The organism is Salmonella sp. JXY0409-18, assembly GCF_020268625.1.
In the GTDB taxonomy this organism is placed as follows: domain Bacteria; phylum Pseudomonadota; class Gammaproteobacteria; order Enterobacterales; family Enterobacteriaceae; genus Salmonella; species Salmonella enterica.
In genome coordinates this window covers 2,716,827-2,739,448 of the sequence record NZ_CP084216.1, presented here as the reverse complement: position 1 = coordinate 2,739,448, position 22,622 = coordinate 2,716,827, and the positions used below count along the sequence as shown (strand labels likewise).

The 22,622-nt window shown below is 52.3% G+C and carries 20 protein-coding genes; 11 read left to right on the top strand and 9 right to left on the bottom strand.

The window, feature by feature from the left end; genetic code table 11:
- Positions 1–4 precede the first annotated feature (4 nt).
- Positions 5–901, top strand: a complete 897-nt coding sequence (gene hpaA, locus LDB27_RS13335; protein WP_000336602.1) for a 4-hydroxyphenylacetate catabolism regulatory protein HpaA — start codon at positions 5–7, stop codon at positions 899–901.
- 13 nt (positions 902–914) lie between these two features.
- Positions 915–1,853, top strand: a complete 939-nt coding sequence (locus LDB27_RS13330) for an MBL fold metallo-hydrolase (RefSeq protein ID WP_000976561.1) — start codon at positions 915–917, stop codon at positions 1,851–1,853.
- A 407-nt stretch (positions 1,854–2,260) separates the two neighbouring features.
- Here LDB27_RS13330 and LDB27_RS13325 read toward each other — a convergent pair whose 3' ends face one another.
- The 3 genes from LDB27_RS13325 to cbpA all read right to left on the bottom strand — a co-directional run bounded on the left by LDB27_RS13325 (position 2,261) and on the right by cbpA (position 4,502).
- Positions 2,261–2,623, bottom strand: coding sequence for an anti-adapter protein IraM (locus LDB27_RS13325; RefSeq protein WP_001537781.1), 363 nt, complete (start codon positions 2,621–2,623; stop codon positions 2,261–2,263).
- A gap of 653 nt (positions 2,624–3,276) precedes the next feature.
- Entirely contained in the window at positions 3,277–3,582 is a 306-nt protein-coding gene (gene cbpM / locus LDB27_RS13320; protein ID WP_001284251.1) for a chaperone modulator CbpM, read from the bottom strand.
- The gene (gene cbpA / locus LDB27_RS13315) at positions 3,582–4,502 is read right to left on the bottom strand and encodes a curved DNA-binding protein (protein ID WP_000420603.1); all 921 of its coding nucleotides are present in this window, start codon (positions 4,500–4,502) and stop codon (positions 3,582–3,584) included. Before cbpA ends, cbpM begins: the two co-directional genes overlap by 1 nt.
- 235 nt (positions 4,503–4,737) lie before the next feature.
- Here cbpA and LDB27_RS13310 point away from each other — a divergent pair, with 235 nt between their 5' ends.
- The 5 genes from LDB27_RS13310 (at position 4,738) to agp (ending at position 9,525) form a co-directional block, all read left to right on the top strand.
- On the top strand, positions 4,738–5,100 hold the full coding sequence (locus LDB27_RS13310; RefSeq protein ID WP_001118907.1) for a hypothetical protein: 363 nt from the start codon (positions 4,738–4,740) through the stop codon (positions 5,098–5,100).
- A 48-nt stretch (positions 5,101–5,148) separates the two neighbouring features.
- Positions 5,149–7,035 (top strand): protein-disulfide reductase DsbD family protein, encoded by a 1,887-nt coding sequence (locus tag LDB27_RS13305; protein WP_000972972.1) that lies wholly within the window; start codon positions 5,149–5,151, stop codon positions 7,033–7,035.
- Positions 7,032–7,655 (top strand): DsbA family protein, encoded by a 624-nt coding sequence (locus LDB27_RS13300; RefSeq protein WP_000876694.1) that lies wholly within the window; start codon positions 7,032–7,034, stop codon positions 7,653–7,655. Before LDB27_RS13305 ends, LDB27_RS13300 begins: the two co-directional genes overlap by 4 nt.
- Positions 7,645–8,151 (top strand): protein disulfide oxidoreductase, encoded by a 507-nt coding sequence (locus LDB27_RS13295; protein ID WP_000907525.1) that lies wholly within the window; start codon positions 7,645–7,647, stop codon positions 8,149–8,151. The genes LDB27_RS13300 and LDB27_RS13295 overlap by 11 nt, the downstream gene beginning before the upstream one ends.
- A gap of 132 nt (positions 8,152–8,283) precedes the next feature.
- Positions 8,284–9,525, top strand: coding sequence for a bifunctional glucose-1-phosphatase/inositol phosphatase (gene agp / locus LDB27_RS13290; RefSeq protein WP_000749201.1), 1,242 nt, complete (start codon positions 8,284–8,286; stop codon positions 9,523–9,525).
- A gap of 33 nt (positions 9,526–9,558) precedes the next feature.
- Here the strand turns inward: agp and LDB27_RS13285 are convergent, their stop codons facing one another.
- The gene (locus LDB27_RS13285; RefSeq protein WP_001143125.1) at positions 9,559–9,786 is read right to left on the bottom strand and encodes a YccJ family protein; all 228 of its coding nucleotides are present in this window, start codon (positions 9,784–9,786) and stop codon (positions 9,559–9,561) included.
- A 20-nt stretch (positions 9,787–9,806) separates the two neighbouring features.
- Positions 9,807–10,403, bottom strand: coding sequence for an NAD(P)H:quinone oxidoreductase (gene wrbA, locus LDB27_RS13280; RefSeq protein WP_001062898.1), 597 nt, complete (start codon positions 10,401–10,403; stop codon positions 9,807–9,809).
- Positions 10,404–10,787: 384 nt separating this feature from the next.
- Between wrbA and LDB27_RS13275 the strand changes: the two genes are divergently transcribed.
- Both LDB27_RS13275 and rutR read left to right on the top strand, forming a co-directional pair.
- The gene (locus LDB27_RS13275) at positions 10,788–10,955 is read left to right on the top strand and encodes a general stress protein (protein ID WP_001273663.1); all 168 of its coding nucleotides are present in this window, start codon (positions 10,788–10,790) and stop codon (positions 10,953–10,955) included.
- Positions 10,956–11,091: 136 nt separating this feature from the next.
- The gene (gene rutR / locus LDB27_RS13270; RefSeq protein WP_000083128.1) at positions 11,092–11,730 is read left to right on the top strand and encodes an HTH-type transcriptional regulator RutR; all 639 of its coding nucleotides are present in this window, start codon (positions 11,092–11,094) and stop codon (positions 11,728–11,730) included.
- On the opposite strand, the gene LDB27_RS13265 is transcribed toward rutR, so the two are convergent.
- Positions 11,727–12,122 carry a lysozyme inhibitor LprI family protein gene (locus LDB27_RS13265; protein ID WP_000821064.1) on the bottom strand — a complete coding sequence of 132 codons (396 nt, stop codon included), beginning with the start codon at positions 12,120–12,122 and terminating at the stop codon, positions 11,727–11,729. The two genes, rutR and LDB27_RS13265, sit on opposite strands and share 4 nt — an antisense overlap.
- Positions 12,123–12,180: 58 nt before the next feature.
- Positions 12,181–16,143 carry a trifunctional transcriptional regulator/proline dehydrogenase/L-glutamate gamma-semialdehyde dehydrogenase gene (gene putA, locus LDB27_RS13260; RefSeq protein ID WP_000537519.1) on the bottom strand — a complete coding sequence of 1,321 codons (3,963 nt, stop codon included), beginning with the start codon at positions 16,141–16,143 and terminating at the stop codon, positions 12,181–12,183.
- Positions 16,144–16,564: 421 nt separating this feature from the next.
- On the opposite strand from putA, the gene putP reads away from it, so the two are divergent.
- Together putP and phoH are read left to right on the top strand one after the other, a co-directional pair.
- The gene (gene putP, locus LDB27_RS13255) at positions 16,565–18,073 is read left to right on the top strand and encodes a sodium/proline symporter PutP (RefSeq protein ID WP_001018467.1); all 1,509 of its coding nucleotides are present in this window, start codon (positions 16,565–16,567) and stop codon (positions 18,071–18,073) included.
- Between the two features lie 892 nt (positions 18,074–18,965).
- Positions 18,966–19,754: a phosphate starvation-inducible protein PhoH gene (gene phoH, locus LDB27_RS13250; RefSeq protein WP_000533527.1), complete on the top strand. Its 789-nt coding sequence runs from the start codon at positions 18,966–18,968 to the stop codon at positions 19,752–19,754.
- A 105-nt stretch (positions 19,755–19,859) separates the two neighbouring features.
- Here phoH and LDB27_RS13245 read toward each other — a convergent pair whose 3' ends face one another.
- Both LDB27_RS13245 and LDB27_RS13240 read right to left on the bottom strand, forming a co-directional pair.
- Positions 19,860–20,741, bottom strand: coding sequence for a MurR/RpiR family transcriptional regulator (locus tag LDB27_RS13245; protein ID WP_000433674.1), 882 nt, complete (start codon positions 20,739–20,741; stop codon positions 19,860–19,862).
- A 284-nt stretch (positions 20,742–21,025) separates the two neighbouring features.
- Positions 21,026–22,522 carry a sodium:solute symporter gene (locus LDB27_RS13240; RefSeq protein ID WP_000628083.1) on the bottom strand — a complete coding sequence of 499 codons (1,497 nt, stop codon included), beginning with the start codon at positions 22,520–22,522 and terminating at the stop codon, positions 21,026–21,028.
- Between the last annotated feature and the right edge of the window lie 100 nt (positions 22,523–22,622).

The window sequence follows — 22,622 nt, the reverse complement described above, 5'->3', positions numbered from 1 at the left end:
AACTATGTGCCAACGTGCGATCGCCAATATTGATATCAGCAAAGAGTATGACGAAAGCATGGGCAGTAACGATGTGCATTATCAGTCGTTTGCTCGTATGGCGGATTTCTTTGGTCGTGATATGCAGGCGCATCGCCACGACCAGTTTTTTCAAATGCACTTTCTTGATACCGGGCAGATTGAGCTACAGCTCGACGATCATCGCTATTCGGTGCAGGCGCCGCTATTTGTGCTTACGCCGCCCTCGGTGCCGCATGCTTTTATTACCGAATCGGATAGCGATGGCCATGTTCTGACGGTACGCGAAGAGCTGGTTTGGCCGCTGCTGGAAGTGCTTTATCCCGGCACCAGAGAGGCCTTTGGCCTGCCGGGAATCTGCCTGTCGCTGGCGGATAAACCCAACGAGCTGGCGGCGCTCAAACATTACTGGCAGCTAATTGAGCGGGAGTCCACGGAACAACTGGCTGGCTGCGAACATACCCTGGTGCTACTGGCGCAGGCGGTATTTACCTTGCTGTTGCGTAATGCGAAGCTGGACGATCACGCCGCAACCGGGATGCGCGGTGAACTGAAACTTTTTCAGCGCTTTACCCTGTTAATTGACAACCACTTCCATCAGCACTGGACGGTGCCCGATTATGCCTGCGAGCTGCATATTACCGAATCTCGTTTGACCGATATTTGCCGACGTTTTGCTAATCGCCCGCCTAAACGCCTGATTTTTGATCGGCAATTACGCGAGGCGAAACGACTGCTGCTTTTTTCCGACAATGCTGTCAACGAGATCGCCTGGCAATTAGGTTTTAAAGATCCGGCTTATTTCGCCCGTTTCTTTAATCGCCTTGCTGGCTGTTCTCCTTCGCAGTTTCGCCAACGTGAAGTTCCCTCTTTTCTCAACTAAGAAGAGTAAAAACATGATGAAAAAAAGCGTCGCTATGCTGGCGGTTTGTATGCTGGCGCAAAGCCACCTTGCCATTGCTGCCGGTACTCCTGCGCCTCAAGAGATCAACATTGTTTTACTGGGCACCAAAGGCGGGCCTTCTTTGCTCAATACAGCCAGACTACCGCAAGCGACGGCGCTCACTATCGGCGATAAAATATGGCTGATAGATGCCGGCTACGGCGCCAGTCTGCAACTGGTGAAAAACGGCATTCCACTGCGCAACATCAATACTATTTTGCTCACCCATCTGCACAGCGACCACATACTGGATTATCCTTCCTTGCTGATGAATGCCTGGGCAAGTGGTCTGAAAGACCATACCATACAGGTGTATGGCCCGCCGGGAACCCAGGCGATGACGAAGGCTAGCTGGAAGGTCTTTGACAGGGATATCACGCTACGCATGGAAGAAGAGGGGAAACCCGATCCGCGCAACCTGGTTAAGGCGACCGATATTGGTCAGGGCGTCATCTATAAAGATGAACTGGTCACAATAAGCGCGCTAAAAGTGCCTCATTCCCCTTTCCCGGACGGTGAAGCGTTTGCTTACCGTTTTGATACTCAGGGTAAGCGAATCGTCTTCTCTGGCGATACGTCCTGGTTTCCGCCGCTTGCAACGTTTGCCCAGGGGGCGGATATCCTGGTACATGAGGCGGTACATGTCCCTTCAGTAGCAAAACTGGCTAATAGTATTGGCAACGGAAAAACGCTGGCTGAAGCGATTGCGTCGCATCACACCACGATTGAAGATGTCGGTAAGATTGCTCGCGAGGCCCACGTGAAAAAACTGGTGTTAAGTCATCTGGTGCCTGCGACGGTTGCGGATGACGTCTGGCAACAGGAAGCCATGAAAAATTACCCGGGCCCTGTCATTGTCGGTCATGACAATATGACGATAAGCGTACCGTAAGTATCAGGGCAGGGGTAAACCCACGGGCTGACATGATGTCAGCCCGTTATGCTTTTGGCGATCAGCATGACGCGCAGAGCTTTTGTCTAAAACATTATTTTTTCTAAACACTACTTGCTGATTTTTATGCACAATAAAGGTAAGATGATTGCTCTGGTGAAATATTACTAAATAAGAATGTCACGGATGGAATTTATACAGTGTTAAAAGCAATGCGTTTCTTTGTCTGCCGGCCATCAGTAATATCCTCTGTACCGGCTCCTCGTTGCCAAAGTGAAGGTTAGATTAAACGAATCAAAAAATATCCGAACTGTACAATTTTTATATCAAACATATTTAACTGCAAAATACTGCAAACGTGCGCGAATATACTTAATCAGTAATATGGCTAATGCATACTTTATTTCCTAAACTTTCTTATTATCTATTTGAATATTTCTGGTTAAACCAAATGGACAAACGGATACCAGACACTCGAAAGGATAACTGCAGGCTTCTGGTTTAGGATTGCAGTTACCAGGACAGTGGCTATTTTCTTTAAGCGATTTCCATAGAACAGGATTAAACCTGGTAACGTTGTAAACAGTAACGGGATAAAGTTTATCGTTTATTAAGACCCCCTTATTAAAGGGGATGATAATGCTACCTGGAGGCATGTAAACATCTGCCTGATACCATAAGGTCAATCTAAGATTTTTTAGGCTATGTATGCATGAGAACGATACTCCGGTAGAGGGACTTATAACTGTATCAACGACCTTCCATTCCATTACAGAAACCTTTTAAGTGAAATAGTCAATGGTGTAAATTACATTTTCCGCAAGCCTATTCAGGATAGATGAAAATCTGAGAAACATAACTCGTTGAAAACGATCGTTTTTTATTGACCACTCTATTTATATTGATTTTTTAATAAGTTATTTATTTTATGCTCTTATTTTGTTTACATTCTATTACATTTTTGTATTTTATACGTGGTGTAAATATTGGGCGGCAGTGGATGTTATAACGCTCAATTATTAAACTGTAAGTGACTGTTGTATTTCTTATTTATAAATACTGCAACCTGTAAGCGCAGTGGTACATTTTACCCGGCATTGACAGGGAGAAGGTACGTATCAACCAGAGAGTACAAAACAGTGAAAGAATATATTCTTCAGGCAATAAATGATCGCTAACGTGTAAAAATAACCGACGTATCTAAAAAATGTGAACTTGTGGCTGGTCTTTATTTAAACGATGATCTTCGCAATGGCGCATTAATGGCTGACATTGGCGGTTCGTTGATCGGGTTGTGCGCGGTGAAAGGCTATATTTCTTCCGTTGGGGGAAGTATGTCAGAGGCATTCTGGTATTATACCGGGTGCATGTAAATCCGGGGCGGGCAGAAAGCCCACCCTCGGTTTATTGCCTTTATCGTGGATTAGGGATGCGAGATAAAGCGAGAAAGGCGTTGCAGCAGTAACCGGTTTTCTTCGCGCAGCCGTGAATTCTCTTCCAGCAGCGTTAACGCGACCGCGATCCCAGGCCAGTCGAGCGCCAGCTCCTCGCGTAAGCGTAGCGCGCGTTGTACCACGCTCGCTGCGCGATCGTCGAATTGCCAGTCGGCGTTATCGTCTTCGTAAGGCTCAATTACGCCAAGTCCGACGATTTCGTTTAGCTCCTCTTCCGTCACGCCGGTGTGCAAACAAAATTCGGTGATGGTAAAGGTGACAGTGATGTTAGCCATTATGCTTTCCCCCATTGCTGGCGTGGGTCAAAGGACGACTGCGCGTCCGCCAGTTGTTGCCACAGGGCAGCTGTTTTCTCGTCAGGTTTCGGCGGCATAACGATTTTGATGATGGCATAGAGATCGCCAGTGTGCTTTTTACTGGCTAATCCTTTTCCTTTGATACGCAGCCGCTGACCTGCCTGGCTGCCGGGGGGAATGGTCAGCAAAATACGCTCTTTAAGCGTTGGCACAGACACCTTCGCGCCGAGCGCCGCCTCCCATGGGGCAAGCGGAAGGACGACTTCCAGATCCTGATTGACGATATCAAAGAGCGGATGCGGGGCAATATGGATAACGAGCCATAAATCGCCATTGGGTCCGCCGTTTTCCCCCGGCGTGCCCTGGCCTTTCAGTCTGATTCGTTGCCCGTTGCTGACGCCAGCCGGGATTTTCACATTCAATGTTTTGGGAATTTCCCGCTCCACCAGACCGAACGCGTTATAAACGGGGACGGAATAGCTAATCGTACGCTGGTGCTCTTCCAGCGTTTCTTCCAGGAATACCGCCACTTCAATTTCGATATCATGACCGCGTGCGGCGTGGCGGTGGTGCGAATGGCGACCGTGCTGACCAAAAATAGACGAGAAAATATCATCAAAATCTTCGGCGTTATACGGTTGGCCTTCGTGTTGCTGGAACTGGCGATTAAATTGTGGATCGTTACGGTGTTGCCATAACTGGTCATACTCGGCGCGCCGTTGCTCATCACTCAGCACTTCCCATGCTTCAGCAACCTCTTTGAAACGGGCTTCGGCATCGGGTTCTTTGCTGACATCTGGATGGTACTTGCGGGCCAGTCGGCGATAGGCGGTCTTAATCGTCTTGAGATCGTCCGTCGGTTTCACGCCCATAATGGCGTAATAATCCTTAAGTTCCATAGCATCATCTCGCTAAATCAATACATACAGAAGGGACCCCAAAAAGGTTTCTCCACTAAGTGTAGGGTAAACCTGAAAAGTGCGTATGAAAACACCAGTTATATCATTAGTAAGAATAAATTACGTTGTTCGACTATCAGAAGGTTGCGCAGCGCGCCGACATAACTTTACAGGGGAAAGGTTGCCAAAACCGCGCCAGTGGCTAAGATAACTCGCGTTAAACAGTGAGGGCGCAATGGCGAAACAACAACGGATGGGCTGGTGGTTTCTTTGCCTTGCATGTGTCGTGGTAATGGTTTGTACCGCGCAACGCATGGCGGGCCTGCACGCCTTGCAGATGCAGGCGACGGCCTCTTCAGTGGTGGTGAGCGCTCCCTCTTCGACAGATGACGGCTCGCCGGTCACTCCCTGTGAATTAAGCGCCAAGTCGCTGCTGGCGGCGCCTCCGGTACTCTTTGAAGGCGCTATCCTTGCGCTTTGTCTACTGCTTTCCTTACTGGCGCCTGTCCGGATCATGCGCCTGCCGTTTTCGCCTCCACGGGCTATTTCGCCGCCCACATTACGGGTACATCTACGATTTTGTGTCTTCCGTGAATGACAGACCGGTTATTGCTAACGGTTAATTACTCATTCACGGAGAAAAAATATGATGATTTTGTTCAGGCGGATACTGTTCTGCCTGTTATGGCTTTGGCTGCCCGTCTCCTGGGCGGCGGAAAGCGGCTGGCTGCGTTCGCCCGATAACGACCATGCCAGCATACGGCTACGTGCCGATACGTCCGCTAACGGTGAGACCCGGCTGTTGCTGGATGTCAAACTGGAAAACGGCTGGAAAACCTACTGGCGCGCGCCGGGGGAAGGGGGCGTGGCACCCTCTATCGCCTGGAAAGGCGACATGCCTGAGGTAAGCTGGTTCTGGCCAACCCCCTCGCGCTTTGATGTGGCGAATATCACCACCCAGGGATATCACGACGAGGTGACCTTTCCGATGATCGTGCGCGGTACGCCGCCGGCGACCTTGAGCGGCGTGTTGACGTTATCAACCTGCAGCAATGTTTGTCTGTTGACCGATTACCCCTTTTCCGTGACGCCCACTGTGCAGAATGCCGATTTTGCCCATGACTATGCGCGGGCGATGGGTAAAGTTCCGCTCCGCAGTGGGCTAACGGACTCGCTTGAGGTCGGCTATCGCCCGGGAGAACTGGTGGTCACTGCTACGCGAGCGGCGGGCTGGTCATCGCCCGGGCTCTATCTTGACACCATAGATGACGTCGATTTTGCGAAGCCTCGCCTGCGCGTAGAGGGCGACAGGTTACAGGCGACGGTGCCGGTGACGGACAGTTGGGGCGAAAAGGCGCCCGATTTGCGCAACAAATCGCTGACCCTCGTGTTAGCCGATGGCGCTATCGCCCAGGAGAGCACGCAAACCATTGGCGCTGCGCCAGCGCAAACGCCGGACAATGCGGCGCTACCTTTCTGGCAAGTTGTAATGATGGCGCTGATCGGCGGACTGATTCTTAATTTAATGCCCTGCGTGCTGCCGGTTCTGGGCATGAAACTTGGCTCTATTTTATTGGTAGAGGAAAAAAGCCGCTCTCACATCAGGCGACAATTTTTGGCTTCGGTCGCCGGTATCATTGCGTCATTTATGGCGCTGGCGGCGTTTATGACCCTCCTTCGCCTGTCAAACCATGCGCTGGCTTGGGGAGTCCAGTTCCAGAATGCATGGTTTATTGGTTTTATGGCTCTGGTGATGTTGTTGTTTAGCGCCAGCCTGTTCGGGCTTTTTGAGTTCAGGCTTCCCTCATCTATGACCACGAAACTGGCCACTTACGGCGGTAACGGTATGTCGGGACATTTCTGGCAGGGGGCGTTCGCCACGCTGCTGGCGACGCCTTGTAGCGCGCCGTTTCTGGGTACGGCGGTGGCGGTGGCGCTCACGGCGTCGTTGCCGACGCTATGGGGGCTGTTCCTTGCGCTTGGCCTGGGAATGAGCGCGCCGTGGCTACTGGTCGCGATACGACCAGGGCTTGCGCTACGTTTACCGCGCCCCGGGCGTTGGATGAATGTCCTGCGCAGGATCCTCGGTCTGATGATGCTGGGGTCGGCTATCTGGCTGGCGACGTTACTCCTGCCGCATTTCGGCTTCACTGCGTCAAAGAGCGCGCAAGACACGGTTCAGTGGCAACCGTTGAGTGAACAGGCAATCCAGTCGGCGCTGGCGCAGCATAAGCGGGTATTTGTCGATGTTACTGCGGACTGGTGTATTACCTGTAAAGTGAATAAATACAACGTCCTGCAAAAAGAGGATGTGCAGGACGCCTTGCAACAGCCGGATGTTGTGGCGCTGCGGGGAGACTGGACGCTGCCGTCCGATGCCATTACAGATTTTCTGAAAACGCGTGGTCAGGTCGCCGTGCCGTTTAATCAGGTATATGGCCCCGGCTTGCCGGAAGGGGAGGCACTGCCCACTTTGCTGACCCGCGATGCGGTATTACAAACGTTGAAAAAAGCGAAAGGAATAACCCAATGAAATACATGATTGTTTTACTGCTGGCGCTGTTTTCGACGCTGAGCATCGCGCAAGAAACTGCTCCTTTTACGCCGGATCAGGAAAAGCAGATTGAAAATCTGATCCATGCGGCGTTGTTTAACGATCCTGCCAGCCCGCGGATAGGCACTAAACACCCTAAGCTGACGCTGGTGAACTTTACGGATTACAACTGCCCGTACTGCAAACAGCTCGATCCGATGCTGGAAAAGATTGTGCAGAAATATCCTGACGTTGCGGTCATTATTAAACCGCTGCCATTCAAAGGAGAGAGCTCCGTACTGGCGGCGCGTATTGCGCTGACCACCTGGCGCGAGCATCCGCAACAGTTCCTCGCGCTACATGAAAAACTCATGCAAAAGCGCGGTTACCATACGGATGACAGTATTAAACAGGCCCAGCAGAAAGCAGGGGCTACGCCAGTGACGCTGGATGAAAAAAGCATGGAAACGATACGCACTAATTTGCAGTTGGCAAGGCTGGTCGGCGTGCAAGGAACGCCAGCGACGATCATTGGCGACGAGCTGATTCCGGGCGCAGTGCCCTGGGATACGCTGGAAGCGGTGGTGAAAGAAAAACTGGCGGCTGCCAATGGCGGGTAAACTGCGGCGTTGGCTGCGTGAAGCCGCGGTTTTTCTGGCGCTCCTCATCGCGATAATGGTGGTCATGGACGTCTGGCGCGCGCCGCAGGCGCCTCCGGCGTTTGCCGCGACACCGTTACATACGCTGACGGGAGAGTCGACAACTCTGGCGACATTGAGCGAAGAACGCCCCGTACTGCTCTATTTTTGGGCCAGCTGGTGCGGGGTATGCCGCTTTACTACGCCTACGGTCGCTCGTCTGGCGGCGGAAGGGGAAAACGTCATGACCGTTGCGCTCCGCTCCGGCGATGACGCTGAGGTTGCCCGCTGGCTGGCGCGCAAGGGCGTTGACTTTCCGGTCGTCAATGATGCTAATGGCGCCTTATCTGCTGGCTGGGAAATCAGCGTGACGCCAACGCTGGTGGTGGTTTCACAAGGTCGGGTTGTGTTCACCACCAGCGGCTGGACCAGCTATTGGGGCATGAAGCTTCGGCTGTGGTGGGCAAAAACGTTCTGAATATGCGCCGGGGTTTCCCGGCGCTAACGCGTTTACTGTAAGAAAAACCCCCGTTTTGCGAAATCGTTCCCGGAAAAATGATCCATTTCTGTCACACTCAGAACGATTTGATAACAATAAGAGGTCATAGGGATGAAAAAATCATTACTCGCTGTTGCTGTGGCAGGGGCTGTTTTGTTGTCATCCGCCGTACAGGCGCAGACAACGCCGGAGGGTTATCAATTACAACAGGTGCTGATGATGAGCCGCCATAATCTGCGGGCACCGCTGGCGAATAATGGCAGCGTACTGGCGCAGTCGACGCCGAATGCCTGGCCGGCGTGGGACGTTCCCGGCGGGCAACTGACGACGAAAGGCGGCGTGCTGGAAGTCTATATGGGACACTACACACGTGAATGGCTGGTCGCGCAGGGGCTGATACCGTCGGGAGAATGTCCGGCACCCGACACGGTATATGCCTATGCGAATAGTTTGCAGCGCACCGTCGCCACCGCGCAATTTTTCATTACCGGCGCTTTCCCCGGCTGTGATATTCCTGTTCATCATCAGGAAAAAATGGGCACTATGGATCCTACCTTCAATCCGGTGATTACCGATGATTCCGCCGCGTTCCGGCAACAGGCCGTACAGGCGATGGAAAAGGCGCGTAGTCAGCTACATCTTGATGAGAGTTATAAACTGCTTGAGCAGATAACGCATTATCAGGACTCGCCGTCCTGCAAAGAGAAGCATCAGTGTTCGCTAATCGACGCGAAAGATACCTTCAGCGCGAACTATCAGCAAGAGCCTGGCGTGCAGGGGCCGCTGAAAGTAGGGAACTCGCTGGTGGATGCGTTTACCCTGCAATATTACGAAGGGTTTCCGATGGATCAGGTCGCCTGGGGCGGGATCCACACCGATCGGCAGTGGAAAGTGCTGTCAAAACTGAAAAACGGCTATCAGGACAGCCTGTTTACCTCACCCACGGTGGCGCGCAATGTCGCTGCGCCGCTGGTGAAATATATCGATAAGGTGCTGGTTGCCGATCGCGTTAGCGCGCCGAAGGTGACCGTGCTGGTGGGGCATGACTCCAATATCGCGTCGCTGCTGACGGCGCTGGATTTTAAACCCTATCAGCTCCATGACCAGTATGAGAGAACGCCGATTGGCGGCCAGCTTGTCTTCCAACGCTGGCATGACGGCAACGCTAACCGGGATTTGATGAAAATCGAGTATGTCTACCAGAGCGCCCGGCAGTTACGCAATGCGGAAGCGTTAACGCTCAAATCGCCCGCGCAAAGGGTAACCCTGGAACTGAAAGGATGTCCGGTGGATGCGAACGGCTTCTGTCCGCTGGATAAGTTCGATAACGTCATGAACACTGCCGCAAAATAGCCGTATGCCCCCGCGCAGGCGGGGGCGTTTGTGTTATACGTTCTTACGTTCGATGATTTGTTCGCCCCAGAAGAGCGAGTCTTTGTCCGTTTTCTCAAAGGCTTTGATCAGCACCTCATCGCTACCTTCTTCCCATATTTTTTCTGCCAGTTTCTCGTCATAGTGAGCGACTTCAAAAATGGCTTCGGCAATTTCCGGCGACGTATTACGCAGGCTTGCCCATTCGCCGACGCGGTGCGCTTTTGCTTCTTGAGTTGGCATTCGAATCCTCCTGTTGAAGATTAGCCGTTGAGTTTGACTGCCAGACCGGCGACGTATTCCCCCTGATAGCGAGCGATAGAGAGTTCCTCCTGGCTTGGTTGACGCGAACCGTCGCCTCCGGCGATAGTCGTTGCGCCGTAAGGCGTGCCGCCGCGAACCTGGGAGACGTCAAACAGTTCCTGTGCGGCATAGCCTATCGGGACAATCACCATCCCATGATGGGCAAGCGTAGTCCAGGTCGAGGTGATCGTCTGCTCCTGGCCGCCGCCCGTTCCGGTAGAACTGAACACGCTGCCGAGCTTGCCGTATAGCGCGCCGGATGCCCACAGTCCGCCGGTTTGGTCCAGGAAGGTACGCATCTGGCCTGACATATTGCCAAACCGGGTTGGCGTACCAAAAATAATGGCATCGTAATCCGCCAGCTCCTGTGGGGTGGCAACCGGTGCGTTTTGCGTTTTACCGCCAGCTTTTGCGAAGATTTCAGGCGGCATTGTTTCTGGCACACGCTTTATAATGACCTCTGCGCCGTCGACTTTCTTTGCCCCTTCCGCCACCGCGTGCGCCATGGTTTCAATGTGTCCGTACATGGAATAATAGAGCACCAGAATCTTTGCCATTTGTACTACTCCTCAGATTAATCAGGTGTGTAGCGATTCGCTACGTCTATTTAAAGATATGCTCTCCTGTGAAGAGTGCAAATTTCAGCGCCATTTCTTTGATTTATAACAATAATTAATTTGGCGACCTTTGTTGCAAAATGATACATTTTTAAGCGCTTTGATTTTTCTAAATATAAGAATAACTTATTTATTTCTTATGGTTATTATTCTGCATATTCGGCTTCTGATGTTGCAGAATATTTCGGTAAGCGGCCTACCACGGCGTTTTTCACTATGCTTAATGTTACGCGGCGTTACTGATGATATCGTTCATACGCTGCGCGAGGAGATACTCCTCATTACCTATGCAATATGATGTCTAATCTATGACGGAGGTCAGTAATGGCAAACCATCGTGGCGGTTCCGGTAATTTTGCGGAAGACCGCGAAAGAGCATCAGAAGCAGGTCGTAAAGGTGGTCAGCACAGCGGGGGCAATTTTAAGAATGACCCGCAGCGTGCATCCGAAGCAGGCAAAAAAGGGGGCAAAAGCAGTAACCGTAATAGCTAGCCTGCGTCACAACAGCAAGACGCTGAGCGTTTCGCGCTAAAAAGCGTCATGCGCCACCGCCGCCGGATTTCCGGCGGTTTTTTTGTTTATAAGCCGGATTTGGTATGCTTGCGTCCTGACAAAAAGGAGAGGGCGCATGTCGCAACGCACAGAGAAAAAAATCGGGAAACGCTCGCAGGCCACCGGTGCAAAACGGCAGCTTATCTTAACCGCCGCGCTTGCTGTTTTTTCCCAGTATGGCATTCATGGCGCGCGTCTTGAGCAGGTCGCCGAGCGGGCAGGCGTCTCCAAAACCAATCTGCTTTATTATTATCCCTCGAAAGAGGCGCTGTATGTCGCGGTAATGCGACAGATCCTGGATGTCTGGCTGGCGCCGCTCAAGGCGTTTCGCGCAGAATTTTCCCCTCTGGAGGCCATCAAAGAGTATATCCGTCTCAAGCTGGAGGTTTCGCGTGATTATCCGCAGGCGTCGCGGCTCTTCTGCATGGAGATGCTGGCGGGCGCGCCGCTCTTAATGGAGGAACTGACCGGCGATCTAAAAGCGTTGATAGATGAAAAATCCGCGCTGATTGCCGGATGGGTGCACAGCGGGAAACTGGCGCCTGTCTCCCCGCACCATTTGATCTTCATGATTTGGGCCGCCACGCAACATTACGCCGATTTTGCCCCTCAGGTTGAGGCGGTAACCGGCGCGACGCTTCGCGATGAAGCCTTTTTCAACCAAACGGTCGAAAGCGTTCAGCGCATTATTATTGAAGGGATTCGCGTGCGTTAACCGGCTGGCGGCAGTGGGCAGCTCAAATCCCCCTCTTCACATTGCAGCAGCGAGGCTAAAAACGCTTCGCGTTCGTTCGTTTTATCGGTCAGGCACTGGCTGGCGATCATGGGTTGCACGCTGCCGCCCTCCGTACCTGAGCGAATCAGAGCGCAATCGGCGTCCCGCAGGGCAATCCATGCCACCTGCGCTTTTTGCAACAGCTCGCGCTGCGGCGGTTGCGCACGCTTAAGCGCGCTTTGATAGGTTTCGTTCAGCTTTTTATCTGCCGCCTGGTATTGCGCGGCGGCGCAGCGATTCATTTCCAGCTGCGTACTGGCGCTGGCACACTCATCGGCCAACGCCTGGCTGCTGAACAACAACGCCGCGCAGGTAAGGAAAATTCGTTTCATACGCTCCTCTGACGCGAGTAAAAAGGCTCCATTGACGGAGCCTTAATTAACCACAGTATTAGCCAATTGTCATCAGGCTGGCATTACCGCCAGCGGCAGCAGTGTTTACGCTCAGCGAACGTTCAATATAGAGCCGTTCCAGCAGCATATTGCTTTCGCCGCGGGCGAACCCCTGTACCGACACTATCGCGCCTTCGCGGGCGGCGACGGCTTCGCACACGGTTCGCAGCTTGTCGGAGTCGCCGTGGAAAATCACCGCGTCAAACGGCTGCGCCATCAGCGTTTCCGCTTTCGCAAACTGGACACGCGCCGCAACGGCGGCGGGGAGACGTTTCGCCAGATCGCGGTGGAAGGCGTCGTCTGACCATAGCGCCTGACTGCCGACGGCGAGAACGGCGGCAAGCTGCGTCAGCGCGTCCTGTTCGTCATCAGCCAGGCATAATACCCGTTCACGCGGCAACAACGTCCAGGTATTGCGCTCGCCGGTCGGCCCCGGTAGCAGGCGCTGCGTGCCGGCCTGCGCCAGATCGGCGAATTGTCGGCAGAGCGTCTGTAGCGCCGGGCGATCCGCCGCCCATTGCGTCAGGGCGGTCAACGGCGCGAGTAGCGTGGTTTTAAGCTGCGCATCCACCGGGTAACGCGCATCCTGACGAGTTAGCGTCGTATTGAGCGCATTGGGCGGGCGGTGTGCCAGCAGGCGGTAGAGGTAGAGCGGCCCCCCCGCTTTTGGCCCGGTACCGGACAGGCCTTCGCCGCCAAACGGCTGGACGCCGACAACCGCGCCCACCATATTACGGTTAACGTACAGGTTGCCGACATGGGCGGAACCGGTGACTTGCGCAATGGTTTCATCAATACGGGTATGTACGCCCAGCGTTAGCCCGTAGCCGGAAGCGTTAATCTGTTCGATAAGCTCCGCCAGTTGGTTACGGTTATAACGCACGACATGCAGCACGGGCCCGAAGACCTCTTTTTCCAGTTCTGCGAAGTTTTCCAACTCAATAAGCGTGGGCATAACAAACGTACCGGTCTGCCATTCCTGCGCGTCATCGTTGTTTTCACGCGCGGCCTGGAAAACCGGGCGGCCTTTGGCGCGCATCGTCTGGATATGACGCTCGATGTTGGCTTTGGCCTCGCTATCAATCACCGGCCCGATATCGGTCGTCAGACGGCCTGGATTCCCCATCCGACACTCCGCCATCGCGCCGCGTAACATTTTCAGCGTATGTTCGGCGATATCGTCCTGCAAACACAGCACGCGGAGCGCGGAACAGCGTTGTCCGGCGCTGTCGAAAGCGGAAGCCAGCACATCCACGACCACCTGCTCGGTGAGCGCGGAAGAGTCGACAATCATAGCGTTCATACCGCCAGTTTCCGCAATCAACGGAATAGGGCGGCCCTGGGCGTCAAGACGCGTGGCGATGTTGCGCTGCAACAACGTCGCGACCTCCGTGGAACCGGTAAACATCACGCCGCGTACACGCGCATCGGCGGTAAGCTGGGCGCCGACGGTTTCTCCCCGTCCCGGCAACAGTTGCACGACGCCCGGCGGTACGCCCGCTTCCAGCAAAATGGCAATGCCCTGGGCGGCAATCAGCGATGTCTGCTCTGCCGGTTTCGCCAGAACGCTGTTACCTGCCGCCAGCGCGGCGGCGATTTGGCCGGTGAAAATGGCCAGCGGGAAGTTCCACGGACTGATACAGACCACCGGCCCTAACGGGCGATGCGTTTCGTTATCGAAATCGTCACGCACTTGACCGGCATAATAATGGAGGAAGTCTACCGCTTCGCGCACTTCGGCAATGGCGTTGCTGAACGTTTTCCCCGCTTCGCGCACCAACAGGCCAATCAACTGCTGCATTTGGTCTTCCATCAATACCGCCGCCCGCTGCAAAATGGCGGCGCGTTCTTGCGGCGGCGTCGCAAACCAAACCGGCGCCTGATTGACCGCGTTTTGCAATGCCTGTTCAACCTCGCTTTCTGTCGCTTCGCGTCCCCAGCCGACAATATCTTTCGGTTCCGCCGGGTTGATAACCGGCGTCATCTCACCGTCGGCCACCGGTTGTTCCAGCACAGGTTTGGCCTGCCATTTCTGCATGGCGTTGCTTAACAGGGCAGAAGAAAGCGAGGCGAGGCGATGTTCATTCGCTAAATCAAGTCCGGCGGAGTTTATCCGACCTTCGCCGTACAGATCGCGCGGCAGCGGAATTTTCGGATGCGGTATGCCAGCCTGACCTTCCTGCTGCGCCAGTTTTTCCACGGCCTCGACCGGGTCGGCCACCAGTTCATCGAGCGGTAGGGTGGCATCGGCGATGCGGTTGACAAAAGAGGTGTTGGCGCCGTTTTCCAGCAGGCGTCGTACCAGATAGGCCAGCAGGGTTTCGTGCGTTCCCACCGGCGCGTAAATACGGCAGGGACGGTTAAGTTTTCCGTCCGCCACTTTACCGGTGACCTGTTCATACAGCGGTTCGCCCATGCCGTGCAGGCACTGGAATTCGTACTGACCCGGATAGTAATTTTGCCCGGCCAGATGATAAATCGCCGCCAGTGTGTGTGCGTTATGGGTCGCGAACTGCGGGTAGATCAGATTAGGGACCGCGAGCAGTTTTTTCGCGCAGGCCAGATAAGAGACATCGGTATACACTTTGCGGGTATAAACCGGATAGCCCTCCAGCCCTTCCATTTGCGCGCGTTTGATCTCGCTATCCCAGTAGGCGCCTTTCACCAGACGAATCATCAGCCGACGGCGGCTACGGGAGGCCAGATCGACTAAATAATCAATGACCAGCGGGCAGCGTTTCTGGTAAGCCTGGATCACAAAGCCAATGCCGTTCCAGCCCGCCAGTTCGGGTTCGAAGCAGAGTTTTTCCAGCAGATCGAGCGAGATCTCCAGACGATCCGCCTCTTCGGCGTCGATATTGAGACCGATATCATACTGGCGCGCCAGCAGCGTCAGGGATTTCAGGCGCGGATAAAGCTCCTCCATTACCCGATCGTATTGCGCGCGACTATAGCGTGGATGCAGGGCGGACAGCTTAATCGAGATGCCTGGCCCTTCGTAAATACCGCGACCGTTAGACGCTTTGCCGATGGCATGAATCGCTTGCTGGTAAGAAACCATATACGCCTGCGCATCGGCGGCGGTTAACGCGGCTTCGCCCAGCATATCGTAAGAATAGCGGAACCCTTTCTCTTCCAGTTTTCGGGCATTCGCCAGCGCCTGAGCAATGGTTTCGCCAGTCACGAACTGCTCGCCCATTAAACGCATCGCCATGTCGACGCCTTTGCGGATTAACGGTTCGCCGCTCTTGCCGATAATGCGGTTCAGCGAGCGTGAAAGATTAGCTTCGTTATGCGTTGAGACCAGTCGGCCGGTAAAGAGCAGCCCCCAGGTGGCGGCGTTTACAAACAGCGACGGGCTACGGCCAATATGCGACTGCCAGTTGCCATTACTGATTTTGTCGCGAATTAACGCATCGCGCGTAGCTTTGTCGGGAATACGCAGCAGCGCTTCCGCCAGACACATCAGCGCAACACCTTCTTGCGAAGAGAGGGAAAACTCCTGCAACAGGCCTTGTACCATACCCGCGCGACCGCTGGCGGATTTTTGATTGCGCAATTTCTCCGCCAGTTGATACGCCAGTTTATGCGCCTGCTCAGCGACAGGCGGCGACAGGCGCGCCTGTTCCACTAGCATTGACACCGCATCGGTTTCCGGGCGGCGCCAGGCGGCAGTGATGGCGGCGCGAGAGACGGATTGGGGAAGAATCTGTTCGGCAAACTCCAGAAAGGGCTGATGCGGCTCATCCTGCGGCGCGACCGGCTCCTCGCTTTCATTTGCCGCGCCGGCAAACAGCGCAGGTAGCTCCGGTAGCGTATCGCTATTTTCCAGCTTGTCCAGATAGCTAAAGATTGCCTGTTTTATTAACCAGTGCGGCGTGCGATCGATACGCGAGGCGGCCATTTTGATCCGTTCGCGCGTGGCGTCGTCCAGCTTAACCCCCATCGTGGTGGTTCCCATACCCTCTACTCCTGTTATTCGCTCTATCTGCTAACCAATAGTTAGCGGAAAATATCCACTATGTTGCAACTTTGTGCAACCGCGTTAAATGTGACCTGCGTTGCAAGCTTAAAAATGAATAAATTGTTAAAAAAAGAAAGTGGGAGTCTGACGGGGAAAACCATCTGGATTTATTTTCTCTGCGGTAGTTAACACTTTTAAAAGGTGCAACCGCAAAAAATGTGAGAGAGTGCAACCTGGAGAAAAATAGTATCCCTCTGCAATCAAATTTGATGTAAATGGTGTGTTAAATCGATTGTGAATAACCACCGCTTCCGGCAGGATACGGTCGCCCTGGTAAACATAACACCCTTGCCACGTTCCGGCAGGGTACAAAACGGCACGCTACGGTAGTGCCAATAAATAAATTTGGAGAACCTTGATGGCTATTAGCACACCGATGTTGGTGACATTCTGTGTCTATATTTTTGGCATGATATTGATTGGGTTTATCGCCTGGCGCTCAACCAAAAACTTTGATGACTATATTCTTGGCGGTCGCAGCCTGGGGCCGTTTGTTACGGCTTTATCAGCCGGCGCGTCGGATATGAGCGGCTGGCTGTTAATGGGGCTGCCTGGCGCTATCTTTCTGTCGGGGATCTCTGAAAGCTGGATCGCCATTGGCCTGACGTTAGGCGCATGGATTAACTGGAAGCTGGTGGCCGGGCGCCTGCGCGTGCATACCGAATTTAACAATAACGCGCTCACGTTGCCGGACTATTTTACCGGTCGGTTTGAGGATAAGAGCCGAGTCCTGCGTATTATTTCCGCGCTGGTCATTCTGCTGTTTTTCACTATCTATTGCGCGTCAGGTATTGTCGCTGGAGCACGACTGTTCGAAAGCACCTTCGGTATGAGCTATGAAACCGCACTGTGGGCGGGGGCCGCGGCAACCATTATTTATACCTTTATCGGCGGGTTTCTTGCCGTTAGCTGGACGGATACCGTTCAGGCCAGCCTGATGATTTTTGCGTTAATCCTGACGCCGGTGATGGTTATTGTCGGCGTAGGCGGTTTTAGCGAGTCGCTGGAGGTGATCAAGCAAAAGAGCATCGAGAATGTCGACATGCTCAAGGGGCTGAATTTTGTCGCCATTATTTCCCTGATGGGCTGGGGACTGGGTTACTTCGGTCAGCCGCATATCCTGGCGCGCTTTATGGCGGCGGACTCCCATCACAGCATTGTTCATGCGCGTCGTATCAGTATGACCTGGATGATTCTGTGTCTGGCGGGCGCGGTGGCGGTGGGCTTCTTTGGCATTGCGTACTTTAACAATAACCCCGCGCTGGCCGGGGCGGTGAACCAAAACTCAGAGCGCGTATTTATTGAACTGGCGCAGATCCTGTTTAACCCGTGGATTGCCGGTGTTCTGCTGTCTGCTATCCTGGCGGCGGTGATGTCGACGTTGAGCTGTCAGTTGCTGGTATGCTCCAGCGCGATTACGGAAGATTTATATAAGGCTTTTCTGCGTAAAAGCGCCAGCCAGCAAGAGCTGGTATGGGTAGGGCGAGTGATGGTGCTGGTGGTAGCGCTGATCGCCATTGCGCTGGCGGCGAATCCCGATAACCGTGTGCTGGGGCTGGTGAGCTACGCCTGGGCTGGATTCGGCGCGGCATTTGGACCTGTTGTCCTGTTTTCTGTGATGTGGTCGCGTATGACACGTAACGGCGCGCTGGCGGGAATGATTATTGGCGCGGTGACGGTTATCGTCTGGAAACAATATGGCTGGCTGGATCTGTATGAGATCATCCCTGGCTTCATTTTCGGCAGCCTGGGGATCGTAATCTTTAGCCTGCTTGGCAAAGCGCCGACAGCAGCGATGCAGGAACGCTTTGCAAAAGCGGACGCGCATTATCATTCCGCGCCGCCGTCGAAGCTACAGGCGGAATAACCGACATGTCCGATAGCATTATTGCCATCGGACATATTTTACCAGGCGGCGTTATACGCCCGCCTGGTCCTCTGATAAGTCCCGGACCGATTGACTGAAGATGTTCAGGTAAATGAGGACGCACTCTCAAACTATTTTTAGCCCTTGAGTGCCGTTAACGCGGGCGTAATACATCTCGAGTAATCACTAACTAGCCATATATGAAATCGCCTGTTAATGGTACCAATAGCCTTGACGCAATAGAGTAATGACAAAAATTAAAACAAGTCAGCGTTACTGGCGTAAGTATGCCGCATAAAATTTTGCATAAATAATGCCGTTTTAGCGATGGGAGAGAGGACACGTTAATTATTCCATTTTAACCTTATATATGTTCAATATTCAATGGGTTATGGATGTTTTCAGCATTAATACCCGCAGTAGCTAATGATTATCTTTTTTAGTCTCCTGCCGATGAAATAATCGTGTAATCTTTCTGTAAGAGACTGACAATGACGCAATAATTTTTGGTTAATGCTTGGTGAATATATTGTTGCATTATTGATGTTTTGTGTTGTACTTAGTAGTAATAGCGGTAGTTCCCCGGCAGTGATGGTCACTCACTATGGAGATCGCGAATGGTAATGTCCGCACCAGGACACATTGTTTACAGTAGTTACAACACCCTGTACGGACATTCTCTCTCCGGTGGTGGTCTTGTCATCTTAAAAGCTCTCATCATTTCCCTTACTGACCATACCCATGACGTCATATGTGGTGCGCGTAGCCGTGTGTGGCGTCGTTTCAAAAAGCAAGCTAAGGCTTACAAGGAAGCCAACCCTCAGATGTGTGTGCGCATAATCGCGTTCAAGAGAACGCGGGTGATGTATACCTACAACTCAAGGTGCTATCCATGGGAAGACAAAAAGCAGTGATCAAAGCTCGTCGTGAAGCAAAGCGTGTGTTGAGACGAGATTCGCGTAGTCATAAGCAACGTGAAGAAGAATCGGTCACGTCACTGGTACAGATGGGCGGAGTAGAAGCCATTGGCATGGCGCGCGATAGTCGCGATACCTCTCCTGTTAAGGCGCGAAATGAAGCACAGGCGCATTATCTGAACGCTATCGACAGTAAACAGCTTATTTTTGCGACCGGCGAAGCCGGCTGCGGGAAAACATGGATCAGTGCGGCAAAGGCGGCAGAAGCATTGATTCATAAGGACGTCGAGAGGATCATTGTGACGCGTCCGGTATTGCAAGCTGATGAAGACCTTGGTTTTTTGCCCGGTGATATCGCTGAAAAATTCGCGCCTTATTTTCGGCCCGTCTACGATGTCCTGCTTAAACGGTTAGGCGCGTCCTTTATGCAATATTGCTTGCGCCCGGAAATCGGTAAGGTAGAAATTGCCCCGTTCGCCTATATGCGTGGGCGTACTTTTGAAAATGCGGTCGTGATCCTCGATGAGGCGCAAAATGTGACTGCGGCGCAAATGAAAATGTTTTTGACGCGATTAGGCGAAAATGTCACGGTCATTGTCAATGGCGATATTACGCAATGCGACCTGCCGCGCGGCGTGCGTTCCGGGTTGAGCGATGCGTTGGAACGCTTTGAAGAAGATGAAATGGTAGGGATTGTGCATTTCAACAAAGACGACTGCGTGCGCTCGGCGCTTTGTCAGCGAACGCTTCACGCATACAGCTAATATAGCATTGACTTTCAGAGCCCGGGAAACCGGGCTTTGTTATCTATAAAGCATCCAGCAGACTCATGGACAAAAAAGGAAAATGACGCCTGTACGGGAAAGGAATTATTTTGTCATGTCCAGGGCATTCATTGTCCGTAATTTGCTTTCTCGGGCCTGTTCCGGCGAGGACTGTACAAGAAGGGTATAGAGCAGGTCAAAGACGAAAAGCTGCGCGGCTTTCGTACCGATCGAGTCACCCTGCAACATTCCTTGCCGATTACCATTGATCAGGCAAAAATCGGCCTCTTCACATAATGGAGAACCCAGATTATGGGTAATGGCGACTGTGGTGGCACCAGCCTGTCGGGCCAATCGGAGTGAATGCACTGTTTCTGGCGATGTGCCCGAGTGACTGACACCCATCGCGACATCGCCTGCTTTTAATAGCGTAGCCTGCATGTACATAAAATGGTTATTGCTTACCGCATCGCCCCGTAAACCAATACGCATTAGCTTGTGTTTCATATCCAGCGCCGTGATCCCCGATGAGCCCACACCAAAGATATAAACTGAGTGACAGTGACGTAGGGCATCCACGACACCGAGAACCTGTTGCATATCAAGCAGATTTAGCGTTTCAGATAATACATTACTAATGGTATTCTGCAATTTTAAACCAATGGCGTGGGCATCGTCGGATTCGCTAACTTCGGCATCCAGTAGAGGACTACTGTCATCAGACTCGGTAGTGGCAAGTTCAATGGCCAGGTCCATTTTAAAATCCTGAAAACCTTTATAGCCCAGGGTGCGACAAAAGCGAATAACCGTGGCTTCTCCGGCCTGTGTTTCGCGCGACAAATCGGCAATAGATGACTGTGTCACCTGTCTGGGGAAGGCTAAAATATATTGCGCAATACGCTGGGAGGCACGTGTCAGGCTTTTTTGCATAGCACCCAGAGTATCAAGGATTTTTCCGGGTTTAAGACGTGGGGGTTGAGGCTCCATATAGTTCCTGCTCTTGAGGGCTGATTGCGGCACAAAGCCTGCAATATCGAACAGAGTAGAGCCTATCAAGTCTGCGGCATGAAAAAAAGCGCGATGTAAGTAAAGGAGGGGGAATATTTACATCGCGTTGCCAACTTATGACAGAACATCACTGGAGAGTAATCTGTTGCTCTTACGGTGTTTATAGCGCGCCATTTGACGGATGGTTTATACCTGGCCCGGTATTGTCGCCCCGGGCGTTGGCGTCACCGTGTGCTGTGTCGGTATAGCGTGGTATCATGAAATCATAATGTCACCTTTGGTTCAGGTTTTTCATCCAGCGTCAATGGCGGTGCCGGGGCAAATAACGGGGCGAAAATAACGCCGCTGATCACCACGCTTAGCGAGCCAATGACCCCATAAAAGAAGAAGTTAAGGTCAGTGGCATAGCGTGCGCCCAGCACGGTAATGACGCTGATAATAATTCCTAAAACCGCACTCCCGGCATTTGCTCGTTTAAAGAAAATGCCCAGCATGAACAGACCGGTCATTGGCCCTCCCATCAGACCTATCAGACTATTAAATGCATCCCAGATTTCTGATTCATCGGCCATGACCAGCCATACCGAGGCCGCGCTACTTATCAGGCCCGCGACCAGAATAACTAACTTAGCTATTTTCATACGGTTTTCAGGCGTTCTTTTTTTATGACTCAAACGCTGATAGATATCGGAATTAAAACAACTAGAAATGCTGTTTAAGCTGCTGGAGATACTGGACTGCGCAGCAGCGAAAATAGCGGCGATTATCAACCCTGCAATGCCGACTGGCATTTCGGTGACCACGAATAAGGGTAAAATGCCGCCAGTGTTGAATCCCGCCGGTAATAATTGTGGATGTTGCTGATAGTAGACAAACAATGCCGAGCCGATAGCAAAAAAGAAAACAGGGATCACAGCAACCAGTTTGGCATTTGTAAGTAATGTTTTCTTCGTTTCCTCTATGGAGTCAGTCACGATATAGCGTTGGACCACATCCTGACTGGCAGTAAATTGCTGAATATTGGCAAACAGAAAACCAATAATCAATACGGGTACTGTGCTTTCCGTCCAGCTCCAGTGGAACTGCGTAGCCGGAAAGAATTTATCCGCCTGCTGCGTCACCGTAAAAATTTCACCAATGCCGCCCTGGACTTTGAGACATATCACTATAAAAATCAGTATCGCGCTGCCAGAAAGTAAGAGGCCTTGAATAACATCAGTCCATATTACTCCTTCAATTCCACCCATCCAAGTATAAATGATACACATCACGCTAATCAACAGTACCAAAATCACCGGGTCTATAGCGATGAAGGGGCGCAAGGCCAGCACGGTGAGGAAAGTGATAATGGCGATACGTCCGATATGAAACAACATAAATGACATGCTGGCGAATAGACGGCAGCGCACATCGAACCGTGCTTCGAGATATTCATAGGCTGATGTGACTTTCAATTTCCGAAAAAACGGAATATAGAAATAAAAAACCAGCGGTAAAATTGCGATAGCCAGATACTGACCAATGATAAACGTCCAGTCGGAAGTAAACGCTTTGGCAGGAATTGACATAAATGTAATTGAGCTTAACGTAGTAGCAAATACACTGACCCCAGCCGCCCAACCAGGAACCCGGCCACCACCGCGAAAATAATCGTCTGCTGTTTTTTGCCGTCTGGAAAAATAGACACCGACTAACATCATGGCCAGGAGGTAGCCAAATAATACAAGATAATTAACGATGCCGAAAGAATGTGTAATCATAGTTCTTTCCTGCTTATGGTTTTGAGTAGAGTTGCGGTCATCGTCTGTGTATTTTTATCTTCCCATCATTCAGACGATACGATATTCAGATCAAGTAATA

Excerpts from the sequence above, each read along its gene's own strand:
- hpaA (WP_000336602.1), top strand. The coding sequence starts at position 5 with ATGTGCCAACGTGCGATCGCCAATATTGATATCAGCAAAGAGTATGAC.
- LDB27_RS13330 (WP_000976561.1), top strand. The coding sequence starts at position 915 with ATGATGAAAAAAAGCGTCGCTATGCTGGCGGTTTGTATGCTGGCGCAA.
- LDB27_RS13325 (WP_001537781.1), bottom strand. The coding sequence starts at position 2,623 with ATGGAATGGAAGGTCGTTGATACAGTTATAAGTCCCTCTACCGGAGTA.
- cbpM (WP_001284251.1), bottom strand. The coding sequence starts at position 3,582 with ATGGCTAACATCACTGTCACCTTTACCATCACCGAATTTTGTTTGCAC.
- cbpA (WP_000420603.1), bottom strand. The coding sequence starts at position 4,502 with ATGGAACTTAAGGATTATTACGCCATTATGGGCGTGAAACCGACGGAC.
- LDB27_RS13310 (WP_001118907.1), top strand. The coding sequence starts at position 4,738 with ATGGCGAAACAACAACGGATGGGCTGGTGGTTTCTTTGCCTTGCATGT.
- LDB27_RS13305 (WP_000972972.1), top strand. The coding sequence starts at position 5,149 with ATGATGATTTTGTTCAGGCGGATACTGTTCTGCCTGTTATGGCTTTGG.
- LDB27_RS13300 (WP_000876694.1), top strand. The coding sequence starts at position 7,032 with ATGAAATACATGATTGTTTTACTGCTGGCGCTGTTTTCGACGCTGAGC.
- LDB27_RS13295 (WP_000907525.1), top strand. The coding sequence starts at position 7,645 with ATGGCGGGTAAACTGCGGCGTTGGCTGCGTGAAGCCGCGGTTTTTCTG.
- agp (WP_000749201.1), top strand. The coding sequence starts at position 8,284 with ATGAAAAAATCATTACTCGCTGTTGCTGTGGCAGGGGCTGTTTTGTTG.
- LDB27_RS13285 (WP_001143125.1), bottom strand. The coding sequence starts at position 9,786 with ATGCCAACTCAAGAAGCAAAAGCGCACCGCGTCGGCGAATGGGCAAGC.
- wrbA (WP_001062898.1), bottom strand. The coding sequence starts at position 10,403 with ATGGCAAAGATTCTGGTGCTCTATTATTCCATGTACGGACACATTGAA.
- LDB27_RS13275 (WP_001273663.1), top strand. The coding sequence starts at position 10,788 with ATGGCAAACCATCGTGGCGGTTCCGGTAATTTTGCGGAAGACCGCGAA.
- rutR (WP_000083128.1), top strand. The coding sequence starts at position 11,092 with ATGTCGCAACGCACAGAGAAAAAAATCGGGAAACGCTCGCAGGCCACC.
- LDB27_RS13265 (WP_000821064.1), bottom strand. The coding sequence starts at position 12,122 with ATGAAACGAATTTTCCTTACCTGCGCGGCGTTGTTGTTCAGCAGCCAG.
- putA (WP_000537519.1), bottom strand. The coding sequence starts at position 16,143 with ATGGGAACCACCACGATGGGGGTTAAGCTGGACGACGCCACGCGCGAA.
- putP (WP_001018467.1), top strand. The coding sequence starts at position 16,565 with ATGGCTATTAGCACACCGATGTTGGTGACATTCTGTGTCTATATTTTT.
- phoH (WP_000533527.1), top strand. The coding sequence starts at position 18,966 with ATGGGAAGACAAAAAGCAGTGATCAAAGCTCGTCGTGAAGCAAAGCGT.
- LDB27_RS13245 (WP_000433674.1), bottom strand. The coding sequence starts at position 20,741 with ATGGAGCCTCAACCCCCACGTCTTAAACCCGGAAAAATCCTTGATACT.
- LDB27_RS13240 (WP_000628083.1), bottom strand. The coding sequence starts at position 22,522 with ATGATTACACATTCTTTCGGCATCGTTAATTATCTTGTATTATTTGGC.